Origin of the sequence: Bradyrhizobium sp. WSM2793 (assembly GCF_000379585.1) — a bacterium.
GTDB lineage: Bacteria > Pseudomonadota > Alphaproteobacteria > Rhizobiales > Xanthobacteraceae > Bradyrhizobium.
Genome location: NZ_KB902789.1, coordinates 37127 through 59633 on the forward strand (window position 1 = coordinate 37127; position 22507 = coordinate 59633).

Consider the following 22507-nt stretch of genomic DNA (forward strand, 5'->3'; position numbering starts at 1 on the left):
ACCAATCAACAACACGGAAAACAGAGGAAACTTCTATGAGATCGATGTGGCTTGTCCTTGCCTCAGCCTTGGTGCTGGCGGCCTCACCCGCAAAGGCGCAGGACGGCTATCCGTCCAAGCAGGTGACGGTGGTCGTTCCCTTCGCCGCCGGCGGCACCGCGGACATCTTCGCGCGGATGGTCTCCAACCATTTGCAGGCGAAGTTCGGCAAGCCCTTCGTGGTCGAGAATGTCGGCGGTGCCGGCTCGATCCTCGGCGTGACGCGGGTGGCGAAATCGGCGCCGGATGGCATCACGCTCGGCCTTGCCAGCACGTCCGCGCTTGCGATCAACCCGTCGCTCTACGGGCCGAAGCTCAGCTACCAGCCGGATAAGGATCTGGTGCCGGTCGCCCAGATCAGCGTCGTGCCCAATGTTCTCGTCGTCAATCCCAACAAGATCAAGGCGCGTACCGTGCCGGAGCTGATTGCCTATCTGAAGGCGAATCCGGACAAGGTCTCGTTCGGCTCGGCCGGCGTCGGCACCTCGCAGCACCTTGCCAGCGAGCTATTCCAGCAGATGACGGGCACCAAGATGGTGCACGTGCCCTACAAGGGCTCCAGCCAGATGCTGACGGATCTGCTGAGCGGACAGATCGATCTCGCCTTCGACAACGTCCCGCTGCTGCTGCCGCAGGTGAAGACCGGCCAGCTCGCGCTGCTCGCGACCGCAACGCCGAAGCGCGCCGCCTTCGATCCGGAGGCGCCGGCCGTGGCCGAATTCCTGCCCGGCTTCGAGGCGGTGGCCTGGCACGGTTTCATTGTGCCCGCGGGCACGCCCAAGCCGATCGTCGAAAAGCTCTCGGCCGAGATTCGCGCCTTCATGGCGCAGCCGGAGACGGTGCAGAAGATGGCCGAACTCGGTGCCACCGCTGTCGCCGTGGATTCCGAACCGTTCGCGGCCTACATCAACGCCGAGACGGCGCGCTGGAAGAAGGTGATCGAGGCCGCCAACATCAAGCTGGAGTAGGGCGGCACGCGAAGAGATGAGCCGGCCGCCGCATGCAGATGGGGCGGCCGCTTGTTCAGCGCCGGTCGTCGGTCTAAGTTCGCATCAGCCAACGGGTGCGGGGCTGATGGGGACTGTTCGTTTTCTGCTGGCGGCGATCGTCGTTGGATTTCATTGCCAATTTGGCGTCATTCACCAGACAATCGGAGGTTTGGCCGCTGTAGAAGTCTTCTACATCATCAGTGGATTCTACATGGCCGCCGCCTATGAGCGGCACTATCCGGGACGGCCTGCTGCATTCTTCGCCAGCCGCTTCGCGAGGCTTTATCCGTTCTACCTCGCTGTCCTGGTAGCTACGTTCGCGCTACATCTGTGGAACCCGGCGAACGAGAGCGGCATCTTCAATTCCCTCCGAACGGAAGAGCGGCCCTATGTGATCAACCTGTCGCTGCTGGGTCTCGATCTCTATTCGGCGATGCACAGCACCACGTATCTCCTGGTTCCGCAGGCGTGGTCGATCAGCGCGGAGATCGTCTTCTACGCGTTGCTGCCTGCCTTGCTTCTGCTGAACAGAAAATGGCTCGCCGGGTTGGTGGCCGCCGCCTTCGCGATCAAGATGACCATTCTGCACGTCTACGAATGGAAATGGGCTTACTTCCCGTTTTACAGCCAGATCGGCTATTTCGGCACCGGCGTTGTGCTCTTCTCGTTGCGAGATCGCCTGACATGGTCGACGCGTGCGGGCTACTGGCTCGCGGCCCTCTACTGCCTCTATCTCCTCGCCGACGTCTATGCCGACGTCGACTATCACGGGGGCATCGTTCAGGGCGTGCCGCTGGTTATCGCAACCTGCATCGTGATTCCGACGCTCTTCTCAAGGATCAACGGACCGCTGTCGACCGCGTTGGGCGATGCCTCCTATGGCGTCTATCTCTCGCATTTTCTCTTCATCCAGATAGCGATCAATCTGCAGGTCTTTGATCCGATCACGCTGACCAATCCGCACATTGTGAGCCATTGGCGAATTCTGTTTCAGACCTTGGGCATCCTGCTCGCATCCACGGTCGTCGCGCTCGCCTTCGAGTTCACGGTGCAGCGATGGATCGATCGGGCGCGCCGATCGCTGTTCTACAACCGCAAAGGGCCGCAGGATTCCTTCGGGAAGGCTTGAGATAGTCCGTCCTGTCGGTGCGAACGCAGCCAGAACAAGCCGAGATGTTCACAGAAGGGCTGGACCGCGAAGGTCAGCGCGGCTATATGAGCGGCCTGCGAGCCGCTGATTTGCAAAGCTGTCAGCCCGCCCTCGCAGAACTTCCGAAGAAAGCTTAGCGATTTCAAGCGCTTCGGTGGGGAATGGTGTAACGGTAGCACAACAGACTCTGACTCTGTTTGTCTTGGTTCGAATCCAGGTTCCCCAGCCAGTTCCGGGCATGCCCAAAGGTCCAGAGCTTCAGGTCCTTCGGTGACAGTGACGGTCCATGGGCCGCGCCGCCGGTCGCGACCGTTTGCCTCATCTGAAATCGCATTTCCCCGGTCGGATCGCCGTGCTCTGCATCGTCCTTGGGTCACACAACTCAAGGAGATTCCTGATGCCCTATGTCGATGGTTTCGTTCTGGCCGTGCCGAAGGACAAGATCGAGGCCTACAAGACGCTGTCGACGACCGCCTGCGCGCTCTGGATGGAGCACGGCGCGCTCGATTATGTCGAATGCGTCGCTGACGATGTCCCCTATGGCGAGCTCACCTCGTTTCCGCGCGCGGTGATGGCGAAGGAGGACGAGGTCGTGGTGTTCGCCTGGATCGTCTACCGCGACCGGGAGACCCGCGATGCCGTCAACAAGAAGGTGATGGAGGACCCGCGGCTGAAGATGGAGGGCATGCCGTTCGACGGCAAGCGCATGATCTATGGCGGGTTCACGACCTTGCTCCGGGCGAGCGACGTCGTCAGCTGAGAGGCGGGGGAGAAAGCCTATCTCGGAGGCGCGCGGTCGACTTCGGCCTGCAGCAGCAGCAACAGGCAGCCGGCGAGCCGCGCCTCCATCACCGAATACACGCTGCTGATCGACGGGGCTGCTGCACGCCGTCACCATCACAATGACCAGCGGCTCGACGGCGATGCCGTCGGCAACGCGCAGATGGCGGGGCAGTAACGGGGACTTGCGTTACTTGATCTTGTCGTAAGCGGAAGCGAAATCGCCCAGCGGCATCGGAATCGCGATCGTCTCCTTGGCCATGTTCTGGAAGGAGACCTTGAGCTGCTTGCCCGACCGCAACGCGGCGAGCAGATCCGGCGCGATCGGCGCCGAGGCGTAGCAGCCGCGGTTCTCGCAGGTCTGGATCTGGAGATCGACCGTCTTGCCCTCGTCGACCTGGAGCTTGGCGCCGATGGGAAGGTTGAGGCCGAGCGGCAATTGCAGCAGCGCCACCGGCGTGCGGGTGTCGGGCGCGATGCGGATGTTGATCAGCACGATGGTCTGGCCGGTCTTGGTCAGCACCGCGTTCTGCTCCATCGCACATTCGAGCGGCGCGTCACGGCTGGCGCTGGTGCAGCGCACGATCCAGCCGGGCTGTTGCGCCGGCGCGCCGTCAGCCTGTGGCTGCGTCGGAGCCGGTGCCGGCTGCGCCGCCGGAGCGGGGGCGTTCTTCTTGGCGGCCTGTTGGGCATACGCGGCGCCCAAGGGCAACAGGACAGCTGCGGCGAGGGCGACAAGTCTGGATTGCATGAGCATGGCGAAACCGCGTTGGCGTGAACCGGGGCCTCGCTGTAGCGTCGCCGGAAGCGCCGTGCAAGCCGCTACTCGGCAGCTTCCTTAACGGTGCCGTGCTCCACCGCCTCACCGCCTTCGCCGTCACCCGAACGGCCCCAGCCCGAGAACCAGTTGTTGAGCTCGTCGAGATAGAGATAGACCACCGGCGTGGTGAACAGCGTCAGCGCCTGGCTGACGATCAGGCCGCCGACCATGGCGTAGCCGAGCGGCTGGCGGATCTCGGCGCCGGTGCCGTGACCGAGCATCAGCGGCACGCCGCCGAGCAGCGCGGCCATCGTCGTCATCATGATCGGGCGGAAGCGGAGCAGGGCGGCCTGGCGGATCGATTCCGCCGGCGTCTTGTGCTCGTCGCGCTCGGCGGCGATGGCGAAGTCGACCATCATGATGCCGTTCTTCTTCACGATGCCGATCAGGAGAATGATTCCGATCAAGGCAATGAGGCTGAAGTCGAACCCGGCCGCCATCAGGATCGCGAGCGCGCCGACGCCAGCCGAGGGCAGCGTCGACAGAATCGTGATCGGATGGATATAGCTCTCGTAGAGGATGCCGAGGATCAGGTAGACCACGACGAGCGCGGCAAGGATCAGCAGCGGCACGGTGCCGAGCGATTGCTGGAACGCCTGCGCCGTGCCCTGGAAGCTCGAGTTCAGCGTCGGCGGCGCGCCGAGCTCGGCCATCGCCTTCTGCACGGCTTCCGTCGCCTGGCCAAGCGCGACGCCCTGGCCGAGGTTGAAGCTGATGGTGATCGCCGGGAATTGGCCCTGGTGGCTGATCGAAAGCGGACGGACCGGATCGGTGGTCCAGGTCGCGAAGGTCGACAGCGGCACCTGGTCGCCGGTCAGCGGCGACTTCAGATAGAGCTTGTTCAGGCTGTCGAGATTGCCCTGCATCTCCGGCAGGATCTCCAGGATCACCTTGTAGGTGTTGAGCTGGGTGAAATACTGCGTGACCTGTCGTTGTCCGAAGGCATCATACAGCGTGTCGTCGATCAGCTGCGGCTGGATGCCGTAGCGCGCGGCGGTGTCGCGGTTGATCTTGAGCTGGACCGTGGTGCCCTGGGTCTGCTGGTCGGTCGCGACGTCGCGCAGCTCCGGCAGCGTCTGCATCTTGGCGAGGATTTTCGGCGCCCACTCGTTGAGCTCGGCGAGGTCGGCGTCCTGCAAGGTGAACTCGAATTGGGTGCGCGTCGGCCGCCCGCCGAGCCGGACGTCCTGGGCCGCCTGCATGTAGACGCGGGCGCCCTCGACCTTGTCGAACTGCGGACGCAGTCGCGCGATGATCTGCTGAGCCGAGGCATCGCGCTTGTCGCGAGCCTTGAGCGTGATGAATATGTTGCCGTTGTTGCCGGCGCGGCCGCTGCCGCCGATCGACATGGCGACACTGGCAACATCGGGATCGGCGAGGATGATCTTGCCGAGCTGTTCCTGACGCCGGGTCATCTCCTTGAACGAAATGTCCTGCGAGGCTTCGGAAGTCGCCGTGATCAGGCCGACATCCTGCTGCGGGAAGAAACCCTTCGGGATCAGGACGAACAAATAGATCGACAGTCCGAGCGTGGCGAAGAAGATCGCCAGCGTGGTGCGCCGCCAGGCCAGGGCGTGATCGAGAATGTATTCGTAGCCGCGCAGCATCGCGTCGAAGGCGCGCTCGCTCCATTGATAGAAGCGGCCGTGGCGCACCTCGCCATGGGCGCGCAGAAAGCGCGAAGCCATCATCGGCGTCAGGGTCAGCGACACGAACATCGAGACGAAGATGGTCATCGCCAGCACGACGGCGAATTCGCGGAACAGGCGCCCGATGATGCCGCCCATCAAGAGCAGCGGAATCAGCACCGCGACCAGCGAGATGCTGATCGACACGATGGTGAAGCCGATTTCCTTCGAGCCGCGGAAGGCGGCCGCCATCGGCGGTTCGCCTTCCTCGATGTATCGCGTGATGTTCTCGAGCATCACGATGGCATCGTCGACGACGAATCCGACCGCGATGGTGAGCGCCATCAGCGATAGATTGTCGAGTGAATAGCCGACGACCCACATCAGCGCGCAGGCGCCGAGCAGCGCCAGTGGAACCGTGATGGCGGGAATGACGGTGGCCCAGAAGCTGCGCAGGAAGATGAAGATGACCATGACCACGAGCGCGATGGTCAGCAGCAACGTGAACTGGACGTCCTCGACCGCGGCGCGGATGGTCGTGGTACGGTCGCTGATGAGCTCGATCTTGATGGCGGGCGGGATCGCCGCCACGAGGCGGGGCAGGGTCGCCTTGATCCGATCGACGGTCTCGATGACGTTGGCGCCCGGCTGCTTGAAGATCACCAGGAATACGCCGCGCTTGCCGTTGGCCCAGGCCGCCTGCTTGGCGTCTTCAGCGGCGCTGACCGCCTGGCCGATGTCGCGGATTCGCAACGGAGCGCCGTTGCGATAGGCGATGATGACGTCGTTCCAGTCCTTCGCGTGCGTGAGCTGGTCGTTGGCGTAGATCGTGTAGGCGCGCTTCTCGCCGTCGATATTGCCCTTCGGACTGTCGACCGTGGTGATCGCGATCTGGCTGCGTACGTCCTCCATCGACAGGCCCTTGGCGACCAGCTTCGCGGGATCGACCTGGACGCGGATGGAGGGTTTCTGCTGGCCGCCGATGAAGACCTGGGCGACGCCGGAGAGCTGGCTGATCTGCTGGGCGAGCTGGGCGTCGACCGCGTCGCTGACGCTGGTCAGAGGCAACGTCTCCGATGTCGCCGACAGCAGCAGGATCGGCGCATCGGCCGGGTTGACCTTGCGGTAGGTCGGCGGCGAGGGAAGATTCTTCGGCAACTGGCCGCTGGCGGCGTTGATGGCACCCTGCACGTCATTGGCAGCGCCATCGATGCTGCGGTTGAGATCGAACTGGATGGTGATCGACGCGGTGCCCAGATAGCTCGTCGAGGTCATCTGCGCGATGCCGGGAATCTGGGCGAACTGCCGCTCCAACGGCTGCGCCACCGACGAAGCCATCGTCTCGGGACTGCCGCCCGGCAAATTGGCGGTGATCTGGATGGTCGGGAAGTCGACCTGCGGCAGCGGTGCGACCGGGAGCAGGGGATAGGCGACGAGACCGACGAAGAGGATGCCGGCCATCAGCAGCGAGGTGCCGATGGGATAACGGATGAAAGGTGCCGAAATCCCGCCCTCGGTCATTCCTGTCGTACCTTGTTCTGGGCGTTCTGGGCCGGGTTCGAACTCGCCACCGCCGTCGAGACGAGGCTGCCGGGCTGCACCTTGAACTGGCCGCCGGTGATCACCTGCTGACCGGGGCTCAGCCCTTCTTCGATGACCGAATGTCCATCGATAGCGTAGGTGACCTTGACCTTGTGCACCTCGGCCTTGTTGTCCTGATTGACGGTATAAGCGTAGAGGCCGTTGGTCGAATGCTGGACCGCGTCATCCGGAACCACGGTCGCATCCTTCAGCGTCCGCACCAGAAGCCGCGTCGAGACCGACTGGCCCGGCCACAGCGTGTGGTCCTTGTTGTCGAACACCGCCTTAAGCCGGATCGTTCCGCTGCTGGTATCGACCTGGTTGTTGATGACCGCAAGCTTGCCCTCGGCCAGCGTCTTCTTGCCGTCGGTGGTGAAGGCGATCACCTTGAGCGCGCCGCTCTTCTGCCCTTCGGTGATATAGGGCAGCTGGTCTTCCGGCGCGGTGAAGATCACGGAGATCGGTTCGACCTGCGAGATCGTGACGATGCCCGTCTGCGTCGAGGCGTTGACGATGTTGCCGATGTCGACCTGGCGCAGGCCGGCGACGCCGGTGATCGGCGCCTTGACCTGGGTGTAGTCGAGCTGGGTCTGGGCGTTGGCGATCGCGGCGTCATCGGCGGCGATCTGGGCGGTGAGCTGGGCGACGGTCGTGCGCTGGGTGTCGACCCGCTGGGCGGTCGCGAATTCGCCGAGCTTCGTGGCGCGCTGAAGTTCGAGATTGGCGTTGGCCAGACTAGCCTCGTCCTGCGCCTTCTTGGCCTTGGCTTGGTCGAGCGTGGCTTGATAGGGACGGGGATCGATCGAGACCAGAAGCTCGCCCTGCTGGACGATCTGGCCTTCGCGGAAGGCGAGCTTGTCGATCTGGCCATCCACGCGGGTGCGGACTTGCACGGTGTTGAACCCCTGAACCGTGCCGAGACCGGTCAGATAGACCGGGAAATCGACCTTCTGAACCGGGGCAACGCTGACGGGGACGGCAGGCGGGCGCGGTGAACCCTTCTGGGCGGTCTGGGTTTTTCCAGCCTGGGAGGCGTCGAATTTCTGCCAACCATAGTAACCCGCGGAGGCCACGGCCGCGATGATCAGAATCCAGAGGATCGGCCGGGACTTTTTCATATCGTCTCGTGTCGGCTCTTGTGCCCTCAGCTACGAATTATGGGGCAATCGTAGGGTTCCAGAGCGTTTGTATAATACACGCCAAGTTCCAGTGTAAACAGCACTATCAGTTGAGAATCCTAAACAATTGGAAAGCTTTGCACTGTCTGGGCAGTGGTCTGGCGCGGCGGTGTGCAGTGCTGCATTTTCCCGGCAGGCGCGATCGGCGAACACACCTCAAGCAGCACTCCCGGACGGTGTGCTCGGGCCGAATGGCGCCTGGGTCGAGCCGCCGGTCGGTATCGGTAACAAGAATGGTTCTAAGTCGGGCGGAAGCTGTTTCGGTTGTCAGGAATTTCAGCATCGTCCATATCGGCGCCGCCACAACGGGAGCGCAGGATGGACGAGCTGAACGGCAAGCTGATCGCGTGTCAGATTCTGATCACGGGATTGATCGCGCGTGTCGCCAATGAGCAGCGGGATCCCTTGCGCTTCCTCACCGACTTCCGGGACGAGATCAAAGCGGTCGTGAACGGCGTCAACATCGCCGGCATGGACTCAACCGATCGCGTGCGCGCTGTTGCGCTGAAAACCGTCGACGAATTGTTTTCGCTGATGAAGCCGCCGAGCAGCGATTGATGCTGTGAGCGAGCCATCGATTGCCTGGCATTCGGCGCGCGGTCTTTTAGAACGAGTCCAATATCAGTTTAGAACGATTTCAAACTGTAGTTTAGAATTGTTTTGAACTGGACCGATTCAAGGGTTCTTGCGAGGCGCTCGCATTGACCCGCTATTTTGCGGCCGATACCAACAACTCATCGTTCGTCAAAGTGAATGAGCGAACAGGAAGATGGGGCGTTTGGTAATGGGGCAGGTGGTCGCACCGAAGTCGTTGCGTTCGGTCGCAGCATTCGGTCTGGTGGATGAAAAGTTCGCAGGTGTTTCCGGCAAGAAGGTCTCGGCAGTTGCGAGCTTGATCGCGGTGGCGTCGGTGTCGAGTGGCGCGCAGGCGCAGCAGTCCAACCTGCCGCCGGTAACGGTCGATGCTCCCGTCGAACGTCCGCGTCCAACGTCGTCGAAGCCTTCGCCGGAACAGGTCCGCGCCCGCAATGCGATTCGTCGCGCCGCGCAGCGCGAGCAGGCGGCACAGCAGACGGCGCCGACCACGCCGTCAGGCGCTCCCGACGGCAATCCCTATGCCGATCCGGCCGCGCCCTACAAGGTCGACCACGTCCAGGCCAGCGGCAAGTTTCCCGAGAAGATGCTGAACACGCCCAAGTCGATCACGGTGCTCAGCAAGGAAGTGCTCGAAGACAAGAACGCGACGACGCTGAAGGAAATCGGGCGCTCGACCGCGGGCGTGACGCTCGGCTCGGGCGAGGGCGGCAACGCGTTCGGCGACCGTTTCTTCATCCGCGGCTTCGATGCGCGCAACGACGTGTTCATCGACGGCATCCGTGATCCCGCGGTTTCCATCCGCGAGAACTTCTTCACCGAGCAAATCGAGATCCTGCGCGGGCCGGCATCCTCCTACGCCGGCCGCGGCACTGCCGGCGGTGCCATCAACATCGTCACCAAGCAGGCTGGCGACGTCAACTTCAAGCGCATGGACTCCGAGTTCGGCACCGATCAGACCAAGCGCGTCACGCTCGACGTCAACCAGGTCATCGACCCGACCTTCTCGGTGCGCACCGGCGGCCTGTTCCAGGATGCCAACGTCGCCGGCCGCGACTACGTGACCGACAATCGCTGGGGCACCTTCATCTCGACCAAGTACACCCCGACCAACGACATCAAGATCACCACGAACTACGTCCACACCGACCTCAGCGGCCTACCGGATTTCGGCGTGCCCTATTACAAGCAGGGCAATGTGCCGGTGACCTCGGCCGGCATTCCGCGCGGCAATTGGTACGGCTTCCTTAATCGCGACTTCCAGACGGCGCGGCAGGATTTCGGTACCGGCACGATCGAGTACAAGGTCAACGAGGCCATCACGCTGACCAGCAAGGTGCGCGGCGAGCACTCGGTGCTCAACTATATCGGCACGCTGCCGCAGAATCCGAATACGACCAGCCCCAATCCGCTGCTCTGGACCACGACGGCGAGCGCGCAGAGCCGCTACCAGACCGTGGACGTGTGGGCCAACCAGAACGAGGCCACGTTCAAGCTCGACACCGGCGGGGTCAAGCACACCGCCGTGTTCGGCGTCGAATATTCGAACGAGAACATCTCGATCGACCGCTACGCCGGCCTCGCGTCGGAGCTGTCCGGCTCGCCCTTCACGAGCAACGGTGCCGTGACAGGGGTCAATCTCTACTCCCCGCAATACACCAACATTCCCTTCGGCATTCCGTCACTCCTCGGAAACCCGACGCGCTACGGCGTCAACACCAGCAGCGTCTATGTCATGGACACCGCGAACTGGCAGGACACGATCATCGTCAATGGCGGCGTGCGCTACGACGGCTACAGCCAGAGCGCGTCGAACAATTCGAGCTTCGTGAAGCAGAACGCGGATCTCGTGAACTACAACGTCGGCCTGGTCTACAAGCCGATGTCGATCGGCAGCATCTATGCAGCCTATGCGACCTCGGCCAATCCGTTCGGCTCGGAGCTTGACGCGACCGGCACCGATTACGGCGGCGTTCCGCCCAACTCGACCCTGTTGCTCGGGCCCGAGCGCAACAAGGCGATCGAGGTCGGCACCAAATGGGAACTCGCCGACCGCCACCTGCTGGTGACCGGCGCGCTGTTCCAGACCACCAAGGACAACGCGCGCGAGACCGTCAACGGCCTGCTGACCTCGGGCGCTGCCTACAGGATCCAGGGCATCGACATCGAAGCCGAGGGCAAGATCACCGATCGTTGGAGCATCTTCGGCGGCCTGGTGCTGATGCAGTCCAAGGTCACCCAGAGCGGGGTTGCCTCCAATCTCGGCCTGCAGCTCGCCAACATTGCCCACCAGTCGTTCAGCATGCTGACCAAGTACAAGTTCGATGACGGCTGGGAGCTCGGCGGGCAGGCGGTGTACCGCTCGAAGGTTTACGGCGGCACGTTCGCGGCCAACACCAACGAGCTGCCGAGCTATTGGCGCTTCGATGCCTTCGTCGAGAAGAAGATCGACAAGAACTGGACCATGAAGTTCTACGCGCAGAACCTGACCAACAAGCTCTATTACGACTCGTTCTATCGCAGCAACGTACCGTTCGTAGCGGTCGCGCCCGGGCGCGCGTTCTATGTCGTGACGACAGCGAAGTTCTGATCATGTTGACGTGCCTGCCAGGCGTTCTCAGCAAGGATGATGTGGCGGATTTCCGCCGCATCATGGACGCCAGCGAATGGGAGGATGGCCGGTCCACCGCCGGCGCGCAGTCGGCGATGGTCAAGCGCAACGAGCAATTGCCGCCCGATAGCGAAGTCGCGCGAAAACTCGGCAACCGCATCATCTCGGCGCTGACATCGAACCCGCGCTTCATCGCGGCGGCTATACCGCTCCAGATCTTCCCGCCGCTGTTCAACCGCTATGCGGCGGATAGCGGCCACCATTTCGGCCTGCATGTCGACAATGCGATCCGCGGCGACCGTCTGACCGGCCTTCGCATCCGCACGGACCTCTCGGTGACGCTGTTCCTCGCCGAGCCGGAAGAGTACGACGGTGGCGAACTTGTGATCGAGGACACTTACGGCTCGCACGAAGTCAAGTTGCCAGCCGGCGACTGCGTGCTCTACCCCTCGACCAGCCTCCACCTCGTCACGCCGGTGACCAGGGGAACACGGGTTGCGTCTTTCTTCTGGCTGCAGAGCATGATACGGGACGATCAAGCCCGGAGCATGATCTTCGACCTCGACACCGCGATTCAGGCGCTGGTGGACCGGCTCGGGCGTGACGATCCCGAAACGGTCAAATTGACGGGTATCTATCACAACCTCATTCGCTACTGGGCCGAAGTATGAAGACCATGACCTTCCAAGCAAGCCTTGCCGCAGCCTTGATGCTGGCGGCCGCCTGGCTCGCATCCCCCGTTTCCGCCCAGACACAACCCCCCTCGGCAACGACGCAGTCGACGGCTCAGCCGGCCCCGGTCGCTCCGGCTCCGGCGGCGCCCGCGGCCACCACGCCAGCGGCCCCGGCGCCTTCGGCTTCGACGGCAGCCACCCCGGTTGCTCCGACGGCGCCCTCCGCGGCCGCCGTTTCGACCACCGCCAAGCCTGATGCCAGGTCCGACGCGGCGGCCGGCATCGCGCCGGCGATGAAGGAATTGTCGCCCTGGGTGATGTTCATGTCGGCGGACGTCATCGTGAAGGCGGTGATGATCGGGCTCGCCTTCGCATCGCTGATGACATGGACCGTCTTCATCGCCAAGTCGATCGAGCTGTCGGTCGCATCCTCCAAGCTTCGTTCGGCGCTGAAGAAGGTTGCGGAGACGCGCTCCCTCGCCGAAGCGCAGATGGCGCTCGGAGCCAAGGAAGGTATCCTGCCGTCGTTCCTGACGGCGGCCCTGCGCGAGGCGCGGATGTCGGCCGGCCTGTCCAGCGACGCCGGCATCAAGGAGCGCGCAGCCTCCAGCTTCTCCGAGATCGTGCGCGCCGAGGCGCGGCGGATCCGGATCGGCATGGGCGTGCTCGCGACCATCGGCTCGACCTCGCCCTTCGTCGGCCTGTTCGGCACGGTCTGGGGTATCATGAACAGCTTCATCGGCATCTCGAAGTCGCAGACCACGAACCTCGCCGTCGTCGCGCCCGGCATCGCCGAAGCGCTGCTCGCCACCGCGATCGGCCTCGTCGCCGCCATTCCCGCCGTCATCATCTACAATCACTTCTCGCGCGTGACGAAGGGCTATCTCGAGCTCGTCAGCCGCGCCTCGGGTGCAGCGGCGCGGCTGCTCTCGCGCGATCTCGACCGCAGCCACGGCAGCGTGCATTCGCGCGCAGCGGAGTGAGCCATGGGCGTTTCGCTCGCAGACAACGACGGCGACGACGACGATTTCTCGGAAACGCATGACATCAACGTCACGCCGTTCATCGACGTTATCCTGGTGCTGCTGATCATCTTCATGGTCGCAGCTCCGCTCTCCACGGTCGACCTGCCGATCGATCTGCCGACGTCGAGCGCGACGCCGCAGAAGAAGCCGGACAAGCCGACCTATCTCAGCATCAAGCCCGATCTGACGCTTGCCCTCGGGGAGAACCCCGTTCACCGGGCCGAGCTGATCGGGACGCTCGACGGACTGTCCGACATGAGCAAGGACAAGTACGTCTTCCTGCGCGCCGATCGTTCGGTGCCGTACGGGGAGTTGATGGGCGTCATGGAGCTCCTGCGCTCAGGCGGCTATACGCGGGTGAAACTGGTGGCGCTGGAAGGCGCACCGGGAGCGCCTGCGGCAGGCGCCGCTCAGCCTTAGAGGCCCGCTATGTCGGACGAACACAGACCATCCCGGAAGCTCTGGATCCTGGCGGCGGTGGCCGCGCTCGTGCTCCATCTGGGCGGTGCTGCGCTCGCGCTGGCTCATTTGCGTGCTGACGAGGACGGCGACGGCCTAGGTGCGAACGGTGCGGAATTCGCCGTGGAGATGGCATCGCCCAAGGCGCCCGAAACCGATCTGCCGCCCGGGCCCGACAGCGAAGCGATGCAGGAGCAGCAGGCGCTTCCCGAGCAAAAGGCCGAGACCAAGGAGACGGAGCTTCCAAAGGACCAGTCGCAGCAGGTCGAGGATCCCGATCGCGTCGTGACCGAGAACAACGCGAAGAAGCCGACGGAAGACGATCCGAAGATTCAGGCGGTCGAAACGCCGGCCGCCGAGGCCTCGCCGAAATCGGTTGCGACGGCACGGCAGACGCTCGAGGAGGACGCGCGCGAGGCCGAGAAGGCGCTGGCGCCCGTCATCGGCATCGGCAAGGACATCCTGAGGCTGACCGCCGACTGGAACCGCAAGATCAGCGCGCATTTGTCGCTGCACAAGATCAATCCGGAAGGCAAGCAGCCCAATAACCAGAAGGTCAAGGTGAGCTTCGCGATCAACCGGAAGGGCAACGTGCTGTCGGTGGATGTCGTGGAGTCATCCGGGGATTCAGCCTACGACGCGGCCGCGGTCTCGATTGTCCGCAAGTCCGATCCGATCCCGCAGCCGCCTGCTGGGCTGACCGAGGATCGGTTCGAGCGGACCGTCGATATCATCTTCACGCCGGCCGACGCGAAAAAGAAGAAGACGGCTCAGCGCCAGTAGAGCCGGATCCCGACATAGACGACGACGAGGCAGGCGAAGATCAGCGCCACCGGGAGCGGCCGTTTCTGGGTTCCAGCTGCCGCGCCAGCCCCGAAAAAGCTGGTCGTCTTTGGCTTCGGTGCCGGGCGGCGGAAAGCGGTAACATTGTCCGCCACTGCTTCAGGCGGGCGAGGGCGGACGTCGGGTGCCGTTCCCGCGCCGCCCATCTCGGCATAATAGGCCTTGTAGATCGCACCGATGGTCGCCTCGGTGGCCTCGCCCTCGCTCATCTGCGCCAGCAGGTTCTGGTAGCTCGCCAGAAACTCCTGGGCCTCCGGTGGGAGCGCGGACGCCCCATTGAGCTTGGCCATCATCTTCCAGGTGGCAAAATCGGCGCGGGCGCGGGTGTCCGCGCGTCGCGCGATCAGCATATCGGCAGCTTTGACCAAGTCGGCCTCTGGCCCTTCGGCTTAAAGTTCGGGTGCGGTTGTTCAACTACGCATTGCCGGTCAGGAACAGAACAGCCTGAATCACATAACCGGTCAACGTTCGCAGTATTACTGAAATAACATCAAGATTTAGACCGAACTGGGAACCTGCAAGGGGCAGCAGGATCAACAGGCCGATCAGGATCAGCATCCCGAACGGCTCGAGCCGGGCCAGCGGCATGGCGAGCGGGCGCGGCAACAGCCCGACCGCAACGCGCCCGCCATCGAGCGGCGGGATCGGCATCATGTTGAAGACCGCGAGGATGGCGTTGATGATGAGCGCATTCTTGAGGTTGTCGGCGACCCATTTCGCCGAGCTTGCGGGGACAAGGGGCAGGGCGTGGAAGGCGAGGGCCACTGCAAGCGCCAGCAGGATGTTGGTGACAGGCCCCGCCAATGCCACCCAGACCATGTCCAGTTTGGGGTTGTTCAGCTTGCGGAAGTTGACCGGCACCGGCTTGGCATAGCCGAACAGGAACGGCGAGTGCGCGAACAGTAGCATCGCCGGTAGGATCAGGGTGCCGAACGGGTCAATATGCCTGATGGGGTTGAAGCTGACGCGGCCGAGCTGTGCGGCTGTGTTGTCGCCAAGCCGGTCGGCGACGAAGGCGTGCGCGGCCTCGTGGAAGGTGATGGCGAGCACCAGCGGCAGCACCCAGACGGAAAGGTCATAAAAAGAAATGTTCACGGCTCGTCCGTCCTGGTTTGCCTGCGCGCTTCGCAAAGCAGGCCGTATAGGGCCACAATCCATCACGATCTAGCGTTATATGGCGCCCAATTCCGAAATTGCCCGGTGCAAATGATCCGCCAGGTGGGCGCCTGCGGTCGACAGGTCGTTCGCGCGGTGGAGGCGGATCTCCGCCGCCGGCAACGGCGGCATGCCGTCACGATCGGACAGCGCACGAAGGCTCGGCGGCAAGGTCCCGGCCTTTACCACCGTCACTGCGAGACCTTGAGCCGCGATCGTCTCGACCGCAGCGAGCGTCCGGCTGACATAGGCGAGACGCCAGGGCAGGTCCGCGGCGTCGAGCGCTTCCGCAGCCCACTGGCGAAACAGACAGCCCGGCGGGTAGAGCGCCATGGGAAGGGGACACTGCGCCGCGGTCCGATAGGATGGGGCGGCGGCCCAGACCGCCTGTTCGCGCCTCAATAACTCGCCATCGCCGCATCCTTGCGGATGCATGGCGATGACGAGGTCGTAGGCATCGCCGAGCCGCGCCGGCATCGTCGCGGTCAGTCCCGTCTCGATCTCGACCCGGACCAGAGGATGGTGCCTGGCAAAGCTCGCCAGCAGCGGCGGAATGACGATGGTGCCGTAATCGTCCATCACGCCGAGACGGACGACGGCGTCGGCCTTGCGTGCGCGGAGCGCCCCGACGGCCTCCGCGTTGAGTGCGAGAATGCGCCGCGCATAAGCGCGCAACTCTTCGCCCGTCGCGCTCGGCACGACCCCAGCCCTGGTGCGCTGAAACAGCTTGGTGCCAAGCCGCTCCTCCAGCCGCCTGATCTGGACGCTCACCGCCGATTGCGTGCGATTGAGCACATCGGCCGCGCGCGTGAACGAACGATGCTCGTCGACCGCGAGAAACGCCTTCAGCAGCTCGGGATCGAGATCGGGTGCGCTCATGACGAAAACTTATCCCAGCATCACGGAAATTCCATTCCCTGTTTCGGCGTGCCTCGTATGCTGCCTTCCGAAGTATCGACGGGAGGAAGCGTGGGCGAAATCTCCGGCGTTCTGGCGGCCGTGCTGTCGAGCGGTCTTGGCGGCACCTCGATCGGCGCCACGCGCTATCTCGTGAGCAACCTCGATCCGCTGGCGATCGGTTCGTTCCGCTTCGGCATCGGCTTTCTCCTGCTGTTACCACTGACGCTGCTGCGCGCAGATCGCTGGCCACTGCGAGGGGACTGGGCCGCCGCAATCGGGCTCGGCATGCTGTTCTTCGCTTTGTTTCCGATCCTGTTCAATGCATCGTTGATCTTCACGACTGCCGCGCGCGGGGCGCTCGCCTTATCCACGCTGCCGCTGTTGTCCCTCGTGATCGGCGCCGCGCTCGGTGCCGAAGCGCTGACCTGGCGAAAATCGATCGGCGTGGTGATTGCGACATTGGGTGTTGCTGTAGCGCTTCTCTCCGACCTGACCTCGGCACCGCCGGGCGCCTGGCGCGGTGACCTCCTGATGATGGCGGCCGCACTGTGCATGGCACTGTATGGTATCTGGTCGAAGCCACTGATCCGGCGCTCCAGCCCGATCGCCTTCACCACCATGAGCATGGCGGCGGGCGCTGCCTGCCTCATCTTGCTCTCCTGGATCCGCGGCAGCTTTGCGCCGGTCGCGGGCTTCGGCGCGCCGCAATGGCTGGCGGCTCTCTATCTCGGTGCATTCGGCGCGGCGCTGACCTTCTATCTCTGGGCTTTCGCGCTGGAGCGGACGACGCCGACGCGTGTCGCGATCTCGGTGACGGTCAACCCGATCACGGCGTCGCTGATCGGCGCTTGGCTGCTGAACGAGCCGTTGCGCTGGAATCTGGCGGCCGGCATCGTCGCGGTGTTTGGCGGGATCTGGATCGCGACGACAACGGGCCGGCGGGCGCCGGCGGCAAGCGCGTCTGCGTCAGGCCAAGCCTGACATCACGCCGGGATCGTTCCCGGATGTTGTGGCAGGCCGTCGTCGAGCTTCAGCCAGGCGGGCTTTTCCGAGACCCAGATGTGCTCTGTCGGCGCAAAGGCATTGCGGTCGTCGAAAACGGAGAGGGCGACGCCCGCCAGCGTGCCGTTGCGCCGCCAGGCGAACAGGCGGGTGCCGCAGCGTTTGCAGAACACGCGGTCGATGTTCTCCGACGACGCATAGCGCTCCGTCTCGCCTTCGACGCTCAGCGCGCGCTGGTCGAACTGCGCGCGGGCGAAGAAGGGCGAGCCCATCGCCTTCTGACAGTTGCGGCAATGGCAGACGCGAACGTTGAGCGGCTCGCCCTCCGCCTTGAACCGGACCGCGCCGCACAGGCATCCGCCTTCCCGGATCATGCTGCCCTCAATAGGTTGCGCGTCCGCCCGAGATGTCGAACACCGCGCCGGTCGAGAAGGCGCAGTCCTCGGACGCGAGCCAGGCCACCATCGCGGCGAGCTCTTCGACCAGCACGAAGCGTCCCTTTGGAATTTTCGACAGCATGAAGTCGATATGCTGCTGCGTCATCTGGTCGAAGATCGCGGTCTTGGCCGCGGCCGGCGTCACCGCGTTGACGAGGATGTCATGCGCGGCGAGCTCCTTGCCGAGCGACTTTGTCAGCGCGATCAGGCCGGCCTTGGACGCCGAATAGTGCGAGGCGTTCGGGTTGCCTTCCTTGCCGGCGATCGAGGCGATGTTCACGATGCGCCCGTATTTCTGCTCGAGCATCGCGGGCACGATCGCCTTGCAGACGATGAAGGGACCGTCGAGGTTGATGCGCAGCACCTTGCGCCATTCATCGAGGTCGGTTTCCCAGACCGGCTTGTTGACGCCGGCGATGCCGGCATTGTTGACGAGGATGTCGATCTTGCCGAACGCGGCGAGCGTCGCATCGCGCGCCTGCTCGACGGCCGCGGTGTCGGTGACGTCGACCTTGAAGACCTTGGTCTCGCCGCCAATCTCTTTCGCCGTCTTCTCGGCCAGCACGGAATCAAAATCCCAGATCGCGACCTTGGCGCCGGAGGCGGTGAGGCGCTCGGTGATAGCGCGGCCAAAACCCTGCGCGCCGCCGGTGACGATGGCGACGCGGCCGTTGAGGTCGATCTTGTTCATGCCGGGTGCCTCTGGGATCAGAGCATGTAGCCGCCGTCGACGACGAGGTCGACGCCGGTGGTGAAGGCGCTCTCGTCGCTGCCGAGATAGACCGCCATGGATGCGATCTCGTCGGCGGTGCCGAGCCGGCCCATCTTCTGGCGGGAGATGAACATCTCCTTGCCTTGCGGCCCCTGCGCGGCGGCGCGGTCGAGCATCGAGGGCGTCTCGACGGTGCCGGGGCAAATCGAGTTACAGCGGATGCCCTTGGTGATGAAATCGAGCGCGACCGCACGCGATAGCAGCGACACTGCCGCCTTCGACGAGCTGTAGACGTAGCGGTTCGCCGGCGGCCTCAAGGCCGCGCAGGAGGAGATGTTGACGATGCTGCCGCCGCCGCCCGCGATCATGTCGGGCAGGAAGGCCCTGATGGTCCGGTGCATCGACTTGACGTTGAGGTCGAACGAGAAATCGAAATCCTCTTCCGAGCATTCCAGGATGGTGCCGTGGTGCACGAAGCCGGCCGCGTTGAGCAGGATGTCGATTTTGCCGATACGCTTGGCGAAGGCGTTGACGTCGGCGGTGTTGCGGACGTCGAGCTTTGCGACCTCGGCGATGCCTTCCTTGGTCAGGCCGGCGATGCCGGCTTCATTGATGTCGGTGGCGATGACGGTTGCGCCTTCACGCGCGAATGCGAGGGCGCATGCGCGCCCGATGCCGGCGGCTGCAGCCGTGACGACGGCGCGTTTGCCCTTGAGGCGGTCTGCCATTTTCTTGTTCTCCTCGATTTCCTCATTGCCGTGACGCCGTAGCCCGGATGGAGCGCCAGCGTAATCCGGGATCCTGCGTTCGCGGATGGTGAACCCGGATTTCGCTACGCTCCATCCGGGCTACGGGTGCCCAGTTCAGTGATTATCCCGCGCCACACCAAAGGTGCCGGCGACGTTCTGGTAGCGCGTGGCGAGCTCCATGCAGGCGCCGGTCGATTGCTGGCCGACGGTGTTGCGATAGATCTCCTGCCACGGCGTCTGGTTCTGCGGATGCTTGAAGCCGCCATTGGCCTTGAGCTCGGCGTGACGCTTCTTCAGCTCCTCGTCCGAGATCAGGATGTTGGCGCTGCCCTTGTTGAGGTCGACGCGGACCTTGTCGCCGGTCTTGAGGACCGCAAGCCCGCCATTGGCGGCAGCTTCCGGCGAGGCGTTCAGGATCGAGGGCGAGCCCGAGGTGCCGGACTGGCGGCCGTCGCCGATGCAGGGCAGGGACAGGATACCGCGTTTGATCAGCGCTGCCGGGGGCTGCATGTTCACGACCTCGGCTCCACCAGGATAGCCGATCGGCCCGGTGCCGCGGATGAACAACACGCAGTGCTCGTCGATATCGAGCGAGGCGTCGTCGATCCGCTCGTGATAGTCCTCCGGACCCTCGAACACGATGGCGCGGCCCTCGAATGCGTTGGGGTCTTTCGGATTGCTGAGATAGCGATCGCGGAATTCCTTGGAGATCACTGAGGTCTTCATGATCGCGGAATCGAACAGATTGCCCTTCAGCACCAGGAAGCCGGCGTCCTTCACCAGCGGCTTGTCGTAGGCCCAGATCACGTCGTTGTCGGGGACCGGCGCGTCCTTGCAGTTCTCGCCGATGCCGCGGCCGTTGACGGTGACGGCGTCCTCATGGATGCGCTTGTGCTTCATCAACTCGCGCACCACCGCAGGCACGCCGCCGGCGCGGTGGAATTCCTCGCCGAGATAGAAGCCGGCCGGCTGCATGTTGACCAGGAGCGGCACGTCATGGCCGACCTTCTGCCAGTCCTCGATGGTGAGCTCGACGCCGATGTGGCGGGCCAGCGCGTTGATGTGGATCGGCGCGTTGGTCGAGCCGCCGATCGCCGAATTGATCACGATGCAGTTCTCGAACGCCTTGCGGGTCAGGATGTCCGAGGGCTTGAGGTCTTCCCAGACCATCTCGACGGCGCGCTTGCCGGTCTCGTAGGCGATCTGGCCGCGCTCGCGGTAGGGCGCGGGGATCGCCGCGCAGCCCGGCAGCGAGAAGCCGAGCGCTTCGGCAAGACCGTTCATGGTCGAGGCGGTGCCCATGGTGTTGCAATGGCCGACCGACGGCGCCGACGAGGCCACGATCTCCATGAACTCTTCATAGTCGATCTCGCCCGCGGCGAGCCGCTCGCGCGACTTCCAGACGATGGTGCCCGAACCGGTGCGCTCGCCGGCATGCCAGCCGTTGAGCATCGGGCCGCCCGACAGCACGATCGCGGGCAGGTTGACGGTCGCAGCCGCCATCATGCAGGCCGGCGTGGTCTTGTCGCAGCCGGTGGTGAGCACGACGCCGTCGAGCGGATAGCCGTAGAGGATCTCGACCAGGCCGAGATAGGCGAGGTTGCGGTCGAGCGCGGCGGTCGGGCGCTTGCCGGTCTCCTGGATCGGATGGGTCGGGAATTCCATCGCAATGCCGCCGGCCTCGCGGATGCCCTCGCGGACGCGGTGGGCCAGCTCGATATGATGGCGGTTGCAGGGAGAGAGGTCGTTGCCGGTCTGGGCGATTCCGATGATCGGCTTGCCGGATTGCAGCTCGGCACGGGTGAGGCCGTAATTGAGGTAGCGCTCCATGTAGAGCGCCGTCATGCCCGGATTATGCGGGTTGTTGAACCATTCCTGGGAACGAAGATGGCGTCGGGAGCCGTTGCCGGCGGGCGCATGCCCATTGGTCGGTTTTTTTGTCATTGGTTTCTCCTGCAATGCAAACGCACTGGCGTCCGTCCTAGGGTGTCGGCTTGTGCGATGCCCAACCGCGCGAATGACGGATCGCTGGCCCGCTGGCGGGTCGTTTCCTCACAAATGCGATACTAGTCATGGCTACTTGGTAACGCTACCATTTTGTTCGCCGCGCCCACGCCCGAGACGGTCGGCCGGCTGTCTGAATGGCGCGGCGACGAGCTTTGCCGCTCGATCACCCGGAAGCCGAGATCGAGCACCGGCTGCTCCGGGCGCCGTCCGTCGATCGCCTCGATCAGCATGGTGGCGGCCGTTTTGCCCATCTCGTAGCGGTTGGTGCGCACGCTGGTAAGGGTGGGGACGGCGGAGGCCATGAATTCGAGGTCGTTGAAGCCGACGATCGCGATCTGCTCGGGGACAGCGATCTCCCGGCGCCGGCATTCGAACAGCACGCCGAGCGCAAGGTCGTCATTGGCGCAGAACACCGCATCGAGATTCGGCTCGCGCGCCAGGAGATCGGTGAACAGCGCGCCGCCCAGCGTCACCGAGGTCGGTGTCGCCGTGGTGACGACGAGGCGCTGCTCGAACAGTGCGGCATCCTTCATCGCCGAGACATATCCGTCCAGCCGCCGCTGCACCCGCGGGTCCATGCGCGCGCCGACGAAGCCGATCTTGCGGCGGCCCTGCTCGAACAGGTGTGCAACCGCTGCGCGGGCTGCATCATAGTGCGAAAAGCCAATCATCATGTCGACCGGGTCGGGGCCGATCTCCATGATCTGCACGATCGGGCAATCGGCGGCCTCCAGCATGGCGCGCGATTCCGTGGTCTGGTCGATGCCGGTGACGATCAGCCCGGCCGGCTTCTGCGCCAGAAACAGTCGCAGCAGCTTCTCTTCCTGGAGGATGCTGTAGCGCGTGTTGGACAGCTGGATCGAGTAACGGCTGCCTTCGGACGCGTCGTAGATGCCGCGCAGCACGTCCGAGAACACGTTGTTGGTGAGGGAGGGGATCAAGACACCGATCACCTCGGTGCGTTGCGAGGCCAGCGCGCGGGCCGCAAGGTTCGGCACATAGCCGAGCTCCTTGGCGGCGCTCTCGACCCGTGTCCGCTTGGCAACCGAGAGGGCCTCCGGATTACGGAAGAAGCGGGACGCCGTAATCGGGCTGACGCCGGCAAGCTCGGCGACTTCCGCCAGCCGGATCTTGCCTGACTTGGTGCGTTTTCGACCCATTTGCTGCTCTTAAC

General features: G+C 64.0%; 21 protein-coding genes and 1 tRNA gene. 11 read left to right on the plus strand and 11 right to left on the minus strand.

The features are described 5' to 3' along the window. The first annotated feature begins 35 nt into the window (after nucleotides 1-35). From A3AS_RS0122465 to A3AS_RS0122480, 4 genes are all read left to right on the plus strand, one after another. Complete coding sequence (locus tag A3AS_RS0122465; RefSeq protein ID WP_049814951.1) at nucleotides 36-1007, plus strand: tripartite tricarboxylate transporter substrate binding protein; 972 nt, start codon at nucleotides 36-38, stop codon at nucleotides 1005-1007. Between the two features lie 16 nt (nucleotides 1008-1023). After that, nucleotides 1024-2157 (plus strand): acyltransferase, encoded by a 1134-nt coding sequence (locus A3AS_RS0122470; RefSeq protein WP_084674888.1) that lies wholly within the window; start codon nucleotides 1024-1026, stop codon nucleotides 2155-2157. Nucleotides 2158-2333: 176 nt separating this feature from the next. Beyond that, nucleotides 2334-2407 (plus strand) — tRNA-Gln (locus A3AS_RS0122475). A gap of 168 nt (nucleotides 2408-2575) precedes the next feature. Then, nucleotides 2576-2938 carry a DUF1428 domain-containing protein gene (locus A3AS_RS0122480; protein ID WP_026202257.1) on the plus strand — a complete coding sequence of 121 codons (363 nt, stop codon included), beginning with the start codon at nucleotides 2576-2578 and terminating at the stop codon, nucleotides 2936-2938. A gap of 210 nt (nucleotides 2939-3148) precedes the next feature. Here the strand turns inward: A3AS_RS0122480 and A3AS_RS0122490 are convergent, their stop codons facing one another. From A3AS_RS0122490 to A3AS_RS0122500, 3 genes are all read right to left on the minus strand, one after another. Continuing rightward, nucleotides 3149-3715 (minus strand): invasion associated locus B family protein, encoded by a 567-nt coding sequence (locus A3AS_RS0122490; RefSeq protein ID WP_018319814.1) that lies wholly within the window; start codon nucleotides 3713-3715, stop codon nucleotides 3149-3151. 65 nt (nucleotides 3716-3780) lie between these two features. Then, nucleotides 3781-6927, minus strand: a complete 3147-nt coding sequence (locus A3AS_RS0122495) for a multidrug efflux RND transporter permease subunit (RefSeq protein ID WP_018319815.1) — start codon at nucleotides 6925-6927, stop codon at nucleotides 3781-3783. Continuing rightward, nucleotides 6924-8105, minus strand: a complete 1182-nt coding sequence (locus A3AS_RS0122500; RefSeq protein ID WP_018319816.1) for an efflux RND transporter periplasmic adaptor subunit — start codon at nucleotides 8103-8105, stop codon at nucleotides 6924-6926. The genes A3AS_RS0122495 and A3AS_RS0122500 overlap by 4 nt, the downstream gene beginning before the upstream one ends. Before the next feature lie 378 nt (nucleotides 8106-8483). Between A3AS_RS0122500 and A3AS_RS0122505 the strand changes: the two genes are divergently transcribed. The 6 genes from A3AS_RS0122505 (at nucleotide 8484) to A3AS_RS0122530 (ending at nucleotide 14311) form a co-directional block, all read left to right on the plus strand. After that, nucleotides 8484-8723, plus strand: a complete 240-nt coding sequence (locus A3AS_RS0122505; RefSeq protein ID WP_018319817.1) for a hypothetical protein — start codon at nucleotides 8484-8486, stop codon at nucleotides 8721-8723. Between the two features lie 226 nt (nucleotides 8724-8949). Further along, nucleotides 8950-11349, plus strand: coding sequence for a TonB-dependent siderophore receptor (locus A3AS_RS0122510; RefSeq protein WP_018319818.1), 2400 nt, complete (start codon nucleotides 8950-8952; stop codon nucleotides 11347-11349). 2 nt (nucleotides 11350-11351) lie between these two features. Beyond that, the gene (locus tag A3AS_RS0122515; RefSeq protein WP_018319819.1) at nucleotides 11352-12041 is read left to right on the plus strand and encodes a Fe2+-dependent dioxygenase; all 690 of its coding nucleotides are present in this window, start codon (nucleotides 11352-11354) and stop codon (nucleotides 12039-12041) included. Beyond that, nucleotides 12038-13027 carry a tonB-system energizer ExbB gene (gene exbB / locus A3AS_RS0122520; RefSeq protein ID WP_018319820.1) on the plus strand — a complete coding sequence of 330 codons (990 nt, stop codon included), beginning with the start codon at nucleotides 12038-12040 and terminating at the stop codon, nucleotides 13025-13027. The genes A3AS_RS0122515 and exbB overlap by 4 nt, the downstream gene beginning before the upstream one ends. 3 nt (nucleotides 13028-13030) lie before the next feature. Next, the gene (exbD, locus tag A3AS_RS0122525; protein WP_018319821.1) at nucleotides 13031-13489 is read left to right on the plus strand and encodes a TonB system transport protein ExbD; all 459 of its coding nucleotides are present in this window, start codon (nucleotides 13031-13033) and stop codon (nucleotides 13487-13489) included. Nucleotides 13490-13498: 9 nt separating this feature from the next. Then, the gene (locus A3AS_RS0122530) at nucleotides 13499-14311 is read left to right on the plus strand and encodes an energy transducer TonB (RefSeq protein ID WP_018319822.1); all 813 of its coding nucleotides are present in this window, start codon (nucleotides 13499-13501) and stop codon (nucleotides 14309-14311) included. On the opposite strand, the gene A3AS_RS0122535 is transcribed toward A3AS_RS0122530, so the two are convergent. The 3 genes from A3AS_RS0122535 to A3AS_RS0122545 form a co-directional block, all read right to left on the minus strand. Further along, nucleotides 14299-14721 (minus strand): hypothetical protein, encoded by a 423-nt coding sequence (locus tag A3AS_RS0122535; protein ID WP_026202258.1) that lies wholly within the window; start codon nucleotides 14719-14721, stop codon nucleotides 14299-14301. The genes A3AS_RS0122530 and A3AS_RS0122535 overlap by 13 nt on opposite strands. 64 nt (nucleotides 14722-14785) lie before the next feature. Next, entirely contained in the window at nucleotides 14786-15466 is a 681-nt protein-coding gene (locus A3AS_RS0122540) for a site-2 protease family protein (protein WP_026202259.1), read from the minus strand. 75 nt (nucleotides 15467-15541) lie between these two features. Beyond that, nucleotides 15542-16405, minus strand: a complete 864-nt coding sequence (locus tag A3AS_RS0122545) for a LysR family transcriptional regulator (RefSeq protein WP_018319825.1) — start codon at nucleotides 16403-16405, stop codon at nucleotides 15542-15544. Between the two features lie 90 nt (nucleotides 16406-16495). Here A3AS_RS0122545 and A3AS_RS0122550 point away from each other — a divergent pair, with 90 nt between their 5' ends. Next, nucleotides 16496-17407: a DMT family transporter gene (locus A3AS_RS0122550; protein ID WP_049814956.1), complete on the plus strand. Its 912-nt coding sequence runs from the start codon at nucleotides 16496-16498 to the stop codon at nucleotides 17405-17407. A 2-nt stretch (nucleotides 17408-17409) separates the two neighbouring features. Here A3AS_RS0122550 and A3AS_RS0122555 read toward each other — a convergent pair whose 3' ends face one another. From A3AS_RS0122555 to A3AS_RS0122575, 5 genes are all read right to left on the minus strand, one after another. After that, nucleotides 17410-17802 carry a GFA family protein gene (locus tag A3AS_RS0122555; RefSeq protein WP_018319827.1) on the minus strand — a complete coding sequence of 131 codons (393 nt, stop codon included), beginning with the start codon at nucleotides 17800-17802 and terminating at the stop codon, nucleotides 17410-17412. 7 nt (nucleotides 17803-17809) lie between these two features. Continuing rightward, complete coding sequence (locus A3AS_RS0122560) at nucleotides 17810-18556, minus strand: SDR family NAD(P)-dependent oxidoreductase (protein WP_018319828.1); 747 nt, start codon at nucleotides 18554-18556, stop codon at nucleotides 17810-17812. Nucleotides 18557-18573: 17 nt separating this feature from the next. Next, a complete protein-coding gene (locus A3AS_RS0122565) occupies nucleotides 18574-19305 on the minus strand; it encodes an SDR family oxidoreductase (protein ID WP_018319829.1) in 732 nt (243 codons plus the stop codon). Nucleotides 19306-19440: 135 nt separating this feature from the next. Then, entirely contained in the window at nucleotides 19441-21270 is a 1830-nt protein-coding gene (locus tag A3AS_RS0122570; protein WP_018319830.1) for an IlvD/Edd family dehydratase, read from the minus strand. 122 nt (nucleotides 21271-21392) lie between these two features. After that, nucleotides 21393-22493, minus strand: coding sequence for a LacI family DNA-binding transcriptional regulator (locus A3AS_RS0122575; RefSeq protein WP_018319831.1), 1101 nt, complete (start codon nucleotides 22491-22493; stop codon nucleotides 21393-21395). Nucleotides 22494-22507: the final 14 nt, after the last annotated feature.